Source organism: Mesorhizobium sp. RCAM 05099 (genome assembly GCF_059683685.1).
On sequence record NZ_CM185035.1, the window covers coordinates 2,388,659 to 2,400,126 of the forward strand.

8 protein-coding genes and 1 pseudogene are annotated in these 11,468 nt (G+C 64.9%); all 9 read left to right on the forward strand.

Annotation, left to right across the window (positions count from 1 at the left end):
• Positions 1 to 300 precede the first annotated feature (300 nt).
• The 9 genes and pseudogenes from AC56QQ_RS11765 (at position 301) to AC56QQ_RS11805 (ending at position 11,464) form a co-directional block, all read left to right on the forward strand.
• A complete protein-coding gene (locus tag AC56QQ_RS11765) occupies positions 301 to 1,617 on the forward strand; it encodes a CmpA/NrtA family ABC transporter substrate-binding protein (RefSeq protein WP_091582112.1) in 1,317 nt (438 codons plus the stop codon).
• Between the two features lie 100 nt (positions 1,618 to 1,717).
• Complete coding sequence (gene ntrB, locus AC56QQ_RS11770) at positions 1,718 to 2,614, forward strand: nitrate ABC transporter permease (protein ID WP_497127256.1); 897 nt, start codon at positions 1,718 to 1,720, stop codon at positions 2,612 to 2,614.
• Between the two features lie 10 nt (positions 2,615 to 2,624).
• Positions 2,625 to 3,422 carry an ABC transporter ATP-binding protein gene (locus AC56QQ_RS11775; RefSeq protein WP_497127258.1) on the forward strand — a complete coding sequence of 266 codons (798 nt, stop codon included), beginning with the start codon at positions 2,625 to 2,627 and terminating at the stop codon, positions 3,420 to 3,422.
• Positions 3,423 to 3,426: 4 nt separating this feature from the next.
• A pseudogene (gene nirB / locus AC56QQ_RS11780) lies at positions 3,427 to 5,876 on the forward strand (nitrite reductase large subunit NirB).
• A gap of 5 nt (positions 5,877 to 5,881) precedes the next feature.
• Positions 5,882 to 6,211 carry a nitrite reductase small subunit NirD gene (nirD, locus tag AC56QQ_RS11785; RefSeq protein WP_497127260.1) on the forward strand — a complete coding sequence of 110 codons (330 nt, stop codon included), beginning with the start codon at positions 5,882 to 5,884 and terminating at the stop codon, positions 6,209 to 6,211.
• Between the two features lie 4 nt (positions 6,212 to 6,215).
• The gene (locus tag AC56QQ_RS11790) at positions 6,216 to 9,083 is read left to right on the forward strand and encodes a nitrate reductase (RefSeq protein ID WP_497127262.1); all 2,868 of its coding nucleotides are present in this window, start codon (positions 6,216 to 6,218) and stop codon (positions 9,081 to 9,083) included.
• A 129-nt stretch (positions 9,084 to 9,212) separates the two neighbouring features.
• Positions 9,213 to 10,235, forward strand: a complete 1,023-nt coding sequence (locus AC56QQ_RS11795) for an LLM class flavin-dependent oxidoreductase (protein ID WP_497127264.1) — start codon at positions 9,213 to 9,215, stop codon at positions 10,233 to 10,235.
• A 45-nt stretch (positions 10,236 to 10,280) separates the two neighbouring features.
• Positions 10,281 to 10,928 (forward strand): ThuA domain-containing protein, encoded by a 648-nt coding sequence (locus tag AC56QQ_RS11800; RefSeq protein WP_497127266.1) that lies wholly within the window; start codon positions 10,281 to 10,283, stop codon positions 10,926 to 10,928.
• A 125-nt stretch (positions 10,929 to 11,053) separates the two neighbouring features.
• On the forward strand, positions 11,054 to 11,464 hold the full coding sequence (locus AC56QQ_RS11805; RefSeq protein WP_489862573.1) for a hypothetical protein: 411 nt from the start codon (positions 11,054 to 11,056) through the stop codon (positions 11,462 to 11,464).
• Positions 11,465 to 11,468: the final 4 nt, after the last annotated feature.

Here is an 11,468-nt window from a genome sequence, read left to right on the forward strand (position 1 = left end):
TGCGTGCGATTGCTCCAATGAACAATCTTTGGCCTGTTCGCAAGATCGCCCGGCGCGCCGGCGACCGGCGCGTATTGCTGATTCCATTGGCATTTTTCCTCCCACCTCGAACTGGCACGGTTCATGCTTTGAGATAACCAGGCCCTTCGTGGGTCACGGAACAGGCGTCCAATGGCGGGCGCCACAGGCAAAGCTGCCGCTCAGGTCAAGACGCGATCCGGATTTCCGGACGCGAAGACCTGGCCGGCGGCTTTTTTGTTTTGGAATCGCGTTCAACCGGAGACGACGATGAAGAAGACCATGAAGAAATGGATTGGGACTGGAACATCGCTTGGAGATGTGACGCGTCGCGATTTTCTTGTCAGCAGTGCGATGACGGCCGGCCTGTTCATGGCGGCCCGCAAGCTCTTCCCGTCCGGCGCCTATGCCGCCACGACCGCCCCGGAAGTCACCGGCGCCAAGCTCGGCTTCATCGCGCTGACCGATGCGGCCCCCTTGATGATCGCCAAGGAGAAGGGGCTGTTCGCCAAATTCGGCATGCCCGACGTCGAGGTGCTCAAGCAGGCCTCGTGGGGCGCGACTCGCGACAATCTGATGCTCGGCGGCGCGGCCAACGGCATCGACGGCGCCCATATACTGACGCCGATGCCCTACCTGATGCACACCGGCAAGGTGACGCAGAACAACCAGCCGATGCCGATGGCGATCGTGGCGCGGCTCAACTACGACTGCCAGGGCATCTCGGTGGCACAGGAATATGCCGGCACCGGTGTCGGCCTCGACGCCTCCAAGCTGAAGGACGCCTTCGCCGCCAAGAAGGCGGCCGGCAAGGACATCAAGGCCGCCATGACCTTCCCGGGCGGCACGCACGATTTGTGGCTGCGCTACTGGCTGGCCGCCGGCGGCATCGATCCCGACAAGGACGTCTCGACCATCGTCGTGCCGCCGCCGCAGATGGTGGCCAACATGAAGGTCGGCAACATGGATGTGTTCTGCGTCGGCGAGCCGTGGAACGAGCAGCTCGTCCACCAGGGCGTCGGCTTCACCGCCGCCAGCACGGGCGAATTGTGGAAGGGCCATCCCGAAAAGGCGCTCGGCCTGCGCGCCGAATTCATCGAGAAATACCCGAACGCCACCAAGGCGATCCTGATGGCCGTCATGGAAGCCCAGCAATGGTGCGAGGCCAAGGAAAACAAGGACGAGATGGCCGCCATCATCGGCAAGCGGCAGTGGATGAACGTGCCTGTCGCCGACATCATCGGTCGCCTCAAGGGCGACATCAACTACGGCAACGGCCGCGTCGCCACCGGCACCGACCTCTACATGAAGTTCTGGAAAGGCGGCGTCTCCTATCCCTTCAAGAGCCACGATACGTGGTTCCTCGCCGAGAACATCCGCTGGGGCAAATTCGCGCCGACCACCGACATCAAGGCGCTGGTCGACCAGGTCAACCGCGAGGACCTGTGGCGCGAGGCGGCCAAGGACCTCGGCGTGGCGGCCGCCGACATTCCGGCGTCCTCGTCGCGCGGCGTCGAGACCTTCTTCGACGGCAAGGTCTTCGATCCGGCCAACCCGTCCGCCTATCTCGACAGCCTGAAGATCAAGGCATCGGCCTGATCGGAGCAAACGGCGCTTCTTGCGCCGTTTGTCCCCCAAGCGCAACGGCGCCTCTTGCGCCGTTGTCGCCCTACCTGCCCCCAAGGAGCTTTTCCAGAAGATGTCCATCCAAGCCATCGAGGACACCAAGGTGAAGGCGTTTCCAGCGCCAGCCAAGCCGGCTGAAGTGATTGCCTTCACCGCCAAGGCAAGACGCCGCTTCGACCCGATCGTCATCGCCGGCAAGCTGGCGAGCACGCTGGTGCCGCCAATCATCGTCATCGCCCTCATGCTGGTCGTCTGGCAGATTGCCTGCTCGTCGCCCACATCAAGCCTGCCGCCGCCCAGCCAGGTGTGGAACGAGGCCTACGACCTGATCGCGCATCCGTTCTTCAACAATGGCCCGCAGGATATCGGGCTGGCCTGGCGGGTGCTGATCTCGCTGCAGCGCGTCGCCATCGGCTTTGGCCTGGCGGCGATCGTGGGCGTGGCGCTCGGCGCGCTGGTCGGCCAGTCGATCTGGGCGATGCGCGGCCTCGATCCGGTGTTCCAGATCCTGCGCACCGTGCCGCCGCTCGCCTGGCTGCCGCTGTCGCTGGCGGCGTTCCGCGATTCCAGCCCGTCGGCGCTGTTCGTCATCTTCATCACCTCGATCTGGCCGATCATCATCAACACCGCTGTCGGCGTGCGCAACATCCCCGAGGACTACCGCAACGTCGCCCGCATCCTGCGGCTCAACCAGTTCGAGTTCTTCGTCAAGATCATGGTGCCAGCCGCCGCACCCTACATCTTCACGGGCTTGAGGATCGGCATCGGCCTGTCCTGGCTCGCCATCGTCGCCGCCGAGATGCTGACCGGCGGCGTCGGCATCGGCTTCTTCATCTGGGACGCGTGGAACTCGTCGCGGCTGCCCGACATCATCGTCGCGCTCGCCTATATCGGCGTCACCGGCTTCTGCCTCGACCGCCTGGTCGCGGGGGTTGGCGCCTTCGTCACCCGCGGCACAACGGCAAAGTGAGGAGAGGGTGATGACCGCCTATCTGAAACTCGACCATATCGACAAATCCTTTGCCCGTGGCGGCCAGGTCAGCGAGGTGCTGAGGGATATAAGGCTGACCATCGACAAGGGCGAATTCGTCTCCATCATCGGCCATTCCGGCTGCGGCAAGTCGACCTTGCTCAACCTGATCGCCGGGCTGACCAAGGTGTCCGCCGGAGCGGTGCTGCTCGAGGACAAGGAGGTCGACAGCCCCGGACCCGAACGCGCCGTGGTGTTCCAGAACCACAGCCTGCTGCCCTGGCTGACCGTCTACGAAAACATCAACCTGGCGGTGTCGAAGGTCTTCGGCCGCACGAAGAGCAAGGCCGAGCGGCATGACTGGATCATGCGCAATCTCGACCTCGTGCAGATGGCGCACGCCAAGGACAAGCGTCCGGCCGAGATATCGGGCGGCATGAAGCAGCGCGTCGGCATCGCCCGGGCGCTCGCGATGCAGCCGAAGATCCTGCTGCTCGACGAGCCGTTCGGCGCGCTCGACGCGCTGACGCGCGCCCATCTGCAGGACGCGGTGATGGACATCCATTCCGGGCTCGGCTCGACGACGATCATGATCACCCATGATGTCGACGAGGCGGTGCTGCTCTCCGACCGCATCGTCATGATGACCAACGGACCCGTGGCGACCATCGGGGAGGTGCTTCCCGTGCCGCTGGCGCGGCCGCGCCGGCGCATCGAGCTCGCCTCCGACCGGACCTTCCTGCGCTGCCGCGAGGCGGTGCTGAAGTTCCTCTACGAACGCCACCGCTTCGTCGAAGCCGCGGAGTAGACCAATGACCGAGAGACTCGTCATCATCGGCAACGGCATGGCCCCCGGGCGCATGCTGGAGCACCTTTTGGAGCAGGCGCCTGGCCGCTACACCGTCACCATCTTCAACGCCGAACCTCGCGTCAACTACGACCGCATCATGCTGTCGCCGGTGCTGTCGGGCGAAAAGGCCTATGAGGAAATCATCATCCACGGCGATGGCTGGTACATCGCCAACAACATCACCCTCTACAAGGGCCACAAGATCATCGCCATCGACCGGGAGGCAAAGACCGTCACCTCCGATCATGGCGTCACCGAGCCCTACGACAAGCTCGTCATCGCCACCGGCTCGGTGCCGTTCATCATTCCGGTTCCGGGCCATGATCTGCCGGGGGTGCTCACCTATCGCGATCTCGACGACGTCCAAGCGATGATGCTCGCTGCCCAGTCTCGGGCCAAGGCCGTGGTCATCGGCGGCGGCCTGCTCGGGCTGGAGGCGGCGGCGGGACTGAATGCGCAGGGCATGGACGTCACCGTGCTGCATGTCATGCCGACGCTGATGGAGCGCCAGCTCGATCCGGCCGCCGGCTATCTCCTGCAGAGCGCGGTGGAGCAGCGCGGCATCAAGGTCATCACCAAGGCCAACACGCAGGCGATCACCGGCAACGGCAAGGTCGGCCAGGTGGAACTTGCCGACGGCACCATCATCCCGGCGACGCTGGTGGTCATGGCGGTCGGCATCCGGCCGAATTCGGCGCTGGCCAAGCAAGCGGGCATCGCTGTTAACAGAGGCATCGTCGTCGACGCCGGCATGCGCAGCAACGATCCTGACATCTACGCGCTCGGCGAATGCGCCGAGGTCAACGGCCAGGTCTATGGGCTGGTAGCACCCCTCTACGAGATGGCGCGCGTCGCGGCAAGTCAGCTTGCCGGCAACGAGGCGGCGGCCTTCGTCCATATGGACACGCCGACCAAGCTCAAGGTCACCGGCATCGATTTGTTCTCGCTCGGCGACTTTGCCGAGGGCGAGGACCGCCAGGAGATCGTGCTGCGCGATGCCGCCGCCGGCGTCTACAAGCGGCTCGTTCTGAAAGACGACCGCATCATCGGCACCGTGCTCTACGGCGAGACGGCGGATGGCGCCTGGTTCAATGACCTCAAGAAGAAGCAGACCGACATTTCCGAAATGCGCGACACGCTCATCTTCGGCCAGTCCTACCAGGGGGTGCCCCGCTGGACCCTATGGCGGCCGTTGCAGCCTTGCCGGATGATGCGGAAATCTGCGGCTGCAACGGCGTTTGCAAGGGAAAGATCACCGGCGCGATCACGGCCAAGGGCCTGACCTCGCTGGACGACGTGCGCGCCCATACCAAGGCCTCGGCTTCCTGCGGTTCCTGCACCGGACTGGTCGAGAAGCTGATGGTGCTGACCATCGGCGACAAATACAACCCGGCCGCGGTGCAGCCGATGTGCGGCTGCACGACACTCGGCCATGACGAGGTGCGCCGGCTGATCATGGCCAAGCGGCTGAAGACCATTCCCGCCGTGATGCAGGAACTGGAATGGACGACCTCCTGCGGCTGCGCCAAATGCCGGCCGGCGCTCAACTACTATCTCGTCTGCGACTGGCCGGGCGACTACGCCGACGATTACCAGTCGCGCTTCATCAACGAGCGCGTCCACGCCAACATCCAGAAGGACGGCACCTATTCGGTGGTGCCGCGCATGTGGGGCGGGGTGACCAATGCCGCCGAACTGCGCGCCATCGCCGACGTGGTAGACAAGTTCGAGATCCCGATGGTCAAGGTCACCGGCGGCCAGCGCATCGACATGCTCGGCATCCGCAAGGAAGATCTGCCGGCGGTGTGGGCCGATCTCGGCCAGGCCGGCTTCGTCTCCGGCCATGCCTATGCCAAGGGCCTGCGCACGGTGAAGACCTGCGTCGGCTCCGACTGGTGCCGCTTCGGCACGCAGGATTCGACGGGGCTCGGCATCCGCATCGAGAAATTCATGTGGGGCTCGTGGACCCCGGCCAAGGTCAAGATGGCGGTGTCGGGTTGTCCCCGGAACTGCGCCGAGGCGACCTGCAAGGATGTCGGCGTCATCTGCGTCGACTCTGGCTACGAAATCCACTTCGCCGGCGCCGCCGGTCTCGACATCAAGGGCACCGAAGTGCTCGGCCTCGTGAAGACAGAAGACGAGGCGCTGGAGCATATCGTGGCGCTGACGCAGATGTACCGCGAGCAGGGCCGCTATCTCGAGCGCATCTACAAATGGGCTAAGCGCATCGGCATCCCGGAGATCAAGCGCCAGATCATGGACGATGGCGAGAAGCGCAAGGCCTATTACGACCGCTTCGTCTTCAGCCAGAAATTCGCCCAGGTCGACCCGTGGTCGGAACGCGTTTCCGGCAAGGATAAGCACGAATTCCGGCCGATGGCTTCGGTCGGGTTTGCACAGGCGGCGGAGTGACGGAGATGAACTGGGTATCAATAGGCTCCATGACGGACATTCCGCGCCGCGGCGCGCGCTGCGTCGCCACGCCGGAAGGCAAGGTCGCGGTCTTCCGCACCCAGGACGATCAGGTCTATGCCATCGACGACCATTGCCCGCACAGAGGCGGGCCGCTCAGCCAGGGCATCGTGCACGGCACGGCAGTGACCTGTCCCTTGCACAATTGGGTGATCTCGCTGGAAACGGGCAAGGCGCTCGGCGCCGACGAGGGCGCGGTGCGCACCATTCCTGTCAGGATCGAAGGCGAGCGTCTGTTCATCGCGCTGGAAGCGCTGGCCAGCCGCGCGGCCTGAAGACATGGAGACCGAAGAAGCACGCGAGGTGAGGACCACCTGCCCCTATTGCGGGGTGGGCTGCGGCGTGCTGGCGAAGGTCGCCGCGGACGGGCAAGTGTCCGTCCGCGGCGACCCCGACCACCCGGCCAATTTCGGCCGGCTCTGCTCCAAGGGCTCGGCGCTGGCCGAGACCATCGACCTCGACGGAAGGCTGCTCTATCCCGAGATCCACGGTCGCCGTGCCGGCTGGGACGAGGCGCTCGACCTCGTCGCCTCGACCTTCTCGCAAACCATCGCCGAGCATGGCCCCGATGCTGTGGCCTTCTACGTGTCGGGCCAATTGCTGACCGAGGATTATTACATCGCCAACAAGCTGATGAAGGGGTTTGTCGGCTCGGCCAATATCGATACCAATTCGCGGCTGTGCATGGCCTCGTCGGTGGCAGGCCACCGCCGCGCCTTCGGCTCCGACACGGTGCCGGGCACCTACGAGGATCTCGAACTCGCCGATCTCATCGTGCTGGTCGGCTCCAACCTCGCCTGGTGCCATCCCGTGCTCTACCAGCGCATCGCGGCTGCCCGGGAAAAGCGGCCGGAGATGAAGATCGTGCTGGTCGATCCGCGCCGCACCATGACCGCCGACATCGCCGACATGCACCTGGCGGTCGCGCCGGATGGCGACGTCGCTTTGTTCACCGGGCTGCTCGCCCGGCTCGGCCAGCACAACGCGCTCGACCGCGCCTACATCACGGCGCACACCACCGGCTTCGGGCAAGCGCTTTTCGCCGCCTCGGCGCTCGACCTTGCCAGTGTTGCCGCCGCCACGGGGCTGAGCGAAGACGAGCTTGGCCGCTTCTACAGCCTGTTCGCGGCCACCGCGAAGACGGTGACCGTCTACAGCCAGGGCGTGAACCAGTCGTCGTCGGGCACCGACAAGGTCAACGCCATCATCAACTGCCATCTCGCCACCGGCCGTATCGGCAGACCGGGGGCGGGGCCGTTCTCGGTGACCGGCCAGCCCAACGCCATGGGCGGCCGTGAGGTCGGCGGCATGGCCAATATGCTGGCCGCCCATATGGAGATCGAAAATCCAGACCATCGCGACCGCGTGCAACGCTTCTGGAACGCGCCAGCCGTTGCGCGCAAGCCCGGCCTGAAGGCGGTCGAGATGTTCCAGGCGGTGGCCGACGGGCGCATCAAGGCGCTGTGGATCATGGCCACCAACCCGGTCGATTCGATGCCGGACGCCGATGCCGTCGAAGCGGCGATCAAGGCCTGCCCGTTCGTGGTGGTGTCGGACGTGCTGGCCAACACCGACACCGTCCGCCACGCCCACGTCCGGCTGCCTGCCGCCGCGTGGGGCGAGAAGGACGGAACCGTCACCAATTCGGAGCGCCGCATCTCGCGCCAGCGGGCGTTTCTGCCCGCGCCCGGCGAGGCGCGGCCGGACTGGCGGATCATCGCCGAAGTCGGCAAGCGGATGGGTTTTGGCGAGGCGTTCGCGCATGAGACGTCGGCGGAGGTCTTCGCCGAACACGCCGCGCTGTCCGGATTCGAGAATGATGGTGCGCGGGATTTCGATATCGGTGCTTATGCGGAAATAGATGGAGAAGATTACGACGCGCTAGTGCCATTCCAGTGGCCAGCGCCGAGCCAAAGCACCCCCCTCTGGCCTGCCGGCCATCTCCCCCGCAAGGAGGGAGATCGGATGTCGCGCCGGCCTTCGCCAATCGCCAGAGATGCAGAAGATATGCCGACGTCAGAGCCGCCAATCTCCCCCCTTGCGGGGGAGATGGCCGGCAGGCCAGAGGGGGGTGTTCAGGCGGGACGTCAGCCGGGTGTCGGTATTCATGAACATGGCTCATCCAGCTCACGCTTCTTCGCCGACGGCGATTTCTACACACCCGACCGCAAGGCGCGCTTCATCGCCATCCGCGCCACCGTGGAAATCCGCACCAGCCCGGACTTCCCGCTGATCCTCAACACCGGCCGTGTCCGCGACCACTGGCACACCATGACGCGGACTGGCAAAAGCCCGCGGCTGTCCCAGCACATCGCCGAGCCGTTCGTCGAGATCCACCCGGCGGATGCACAGCACCACGGCATCGGCGACGCTGACATCGTGCGCATTTCCAGCCTGCGCGGCGAGGTGCTGGTGCGCGCGCTGGTCACGTCTCGCCAGCGCCAGGGCAGCCTGTTTGCTCCGATGCACTGGACCGATCAGTTTGCCGCAAGGGGCCGGCTCGACACGCTCACCGCGCCGCTGACCGATCCGGTTTCCGGTCAGCCGGCGCTGAAACATGTCGCCGCCCGCGTCGAGACGTTTGCCGCGAAAGCCTTCGGCTTTGCCGTGATGCGCCGCAAGCCAGCGTCGATTGCCGCGCCCTACTGGGCCGTGGCGAAATGCAGGGGTGGCTGGCGGGTCGAACTCGCCTTTGACGATGACGACATCGACTGGACTGCCTTTGCCGGGTCCCTGTTCGGCGCGCCACCGGGAGGCGACATGCTCGCCTATCATGACCGCGACGCCGGCCAGCATCGCATCGCCGCTTTCGACGGCGCCCAATTGTCCGGCGCCTTGTTCGTCGCGCCCGGCCCGGTCGCCGTGTCGCGCGGCTGGGCGGCGGAACAACTCGACGAAATCCACGCCGGACAGCGCGAACGCTTCCGGATCGTCGCCGGCCGCGCCGGCGCCGATCGGCCGGACGCCGGCGCGATCGTGTGCTCCTGCTTCAACGTCGGCGCCAACCAGATCGCGGCGGCCGTGGCGGGAGGCTGCACGAGCGTCGAAGCGATCGGCGGTACGCTGAAGGCCGGTACCAATTGCGGCTCCTGCCGGGCCGAAATCCGGGCGATCATCCAGGCAAATCGAGTTCAGGCGGCAGAGTGACGCGCCCGAACAGGAGCCGTTCCGGACGACGGATTTCGTTGCCTGGTAACGCGGATATGACGAGGTCTCGTCAGGTCCCGCCATCGCTTTTGCATTGAAGCCTGGCCCGCATCCTTATATCGCATTTCCATGAAGAAAATCGGCTTCCTCTCATTCGGGCACTGGACGCCCTCGTCACAGTCGCAGACGCGGTCGGCATCGGACGCGCTGCTGCAGTCCATCGACCTCGCCGTCGCCGCCGAGCAACTGGGTGCGGATGGCGCGTATTTCCGCGTGCATCACTTTGCCCGCCAGCTCGCTTCGCCATTCCCGCTGCTGGCCGCCGTCGGCGCGAAGACTAGCCGCATCGAGATCGGCACCGCCGTCATCGACATGCGCTACGAGAATCCGCTCTACATGGCCGAGGACGCGGGCGCGGCCGATATCATCGCCGGTGGTCGCCTGCAGCTTGGCATCAGCCGCGGCTCGCCCGAGCAGGTGATCGACGGCTGGCGTTATTTCGGCTACGCGCCACAGGAAGGACAGAGCGACGCCGACATGGCGCGGCACCACGCCGAGGTCTTCCTCGATACGCTGCGGGGCGAGGGGTTCGCACAGCCCAATCCGCGGCCTATGTTTCCCAATCCGCCAGGCCTGCTGCGGCTCGAGCCGCATTCGGAGGGCCTGCGCGAGCGGATCTGGTGGGGCGCCGCCACCAACGCCACTTCAGAATGGGCGGCGAAGCTGGGGATGAACCTGCAAAGCTCGACGCTCAAATTCGACGAGAACGGCAAGCCCTTCCACATCCAGCAGGCCGAGCAGATCCGCATCTATCGCGAAGCCTGGAAGGCGGCAGGCCACGAGCGCGAGCCGCGCGTCTCGGTCAGCCGCAGCATCTTCGCGCTGGTCGACGACCGCGACCGCGCCTATTTCGGGCGCGGCAACGAGAGCCGCGACCAGATCGGCTTCATCGAGGAGAACACCAGGGCGATCTTCGGGCGCAGCTATGCCGCCGAGCCGGACGTGCTGATCAAGGAATTGGCGCAGGACGAGGCGATCGCCGAAGCCGACACGCTGCTGCTCACCGTGCCCAACCAGCTCGGTGTCGACTACAACGCGCATGTCATCGAGGCGATCCTGACCCATGTCGCGCCGGCGCTGGGCTGGCGCTGAGGCTCGCGCCCGATCGATCATGCGATAGCTCCAGGGAGGTACACCATGCCGAAGAAAGCCTTGATCGCCTGGGGCGGCTGGGAGGGCCACACGCCCGAGCGCAGTGCCAACGTCATCCGCGCGCTGCTTGAACGGAACGGATTCGCCGTCACGCTGGGCGAAGGCACGGCGATGTTCGCCGACCCGGAGCTTGCCTCCTTCGATCTCATCGTGCCCGTGATCACGATGTCGACGATCGAGAAGGCCGAACTTCAGAACCTGACGCTTGCCGTTCGCCAGGGAACCGGGCTCGGCGGCTTTCACGGCACGATGGGCGACAGCTTCCGCAACGAGCCCGACTATCAGTTCATGACCGGCGGCCAATGGGTCGCGCATCCCGGCGACATCATCGACTATCAGGTGGTGATCACCCGGCCGGACGACCCGATCACAAGAGGCATCGGCGATTTCGCCTACCGGTCGGAGCAATATTACATGCACGTCGACCCGAGCAACGAGGTGCTGGCGACGACGACTTTCAGCGACGCGCATTTCCCGGGCATTGGCGGCGTGGTGATGCCTGTGGTCTGGAAGCGGCGTTATGGTTTGGGGAAGGTGTTTTACAGTTCCCTTGGACACACAGCGGATGAGTTCGCGGTGCCGGAAATGGCGCTGATTGTCGAGCGCGGGTTGGTGTGGGCGGCGCGGGGCTAGCCTCTGTCGGTCACAAATTGCAAAGGCAAGCCGGAACCGTGGGCGGTAGCGGTCCGCATTCCAGCAATGGCTGGAAAGCTGGCCGCTGGCGAACTACCATCCAGCGAATGGCGAAGGGGGGTGGAATGGATCATCAGCGAACTGTATTTTTGGTCGGAGGGGGCACGGGCGGAGACGAGGAAGCCGTGTTTACACTGCATGTTGACGGCGCTGTCTGCAGCCTTGCATGTGCCTACCGCGATAAGGTTATCAAGGCCGACGAGGAAGACTTTTTCGAGGCTCTGTTCCAGATCCGTCAGGAGCTCGAAGCCGATGGCTTGCTGCCCTTCTGTTACGGGGCAAGTGCCAATGTTTATCCCGAGAATACCGTGATGGAGAAAAGTCGCGGGTTGATAGCCTGCAAGGTGAAGACGGGCCAATTTCCCCAGGAGACCGATCTGGTCGACATATTTGATGATGGCGTCGACGTGGTTCCGGTTTTCGTCCATATGCAACAGCAGTTTTGGGAAGAATGGCTGGCTTCGCTGCCGTCTTAGCGGC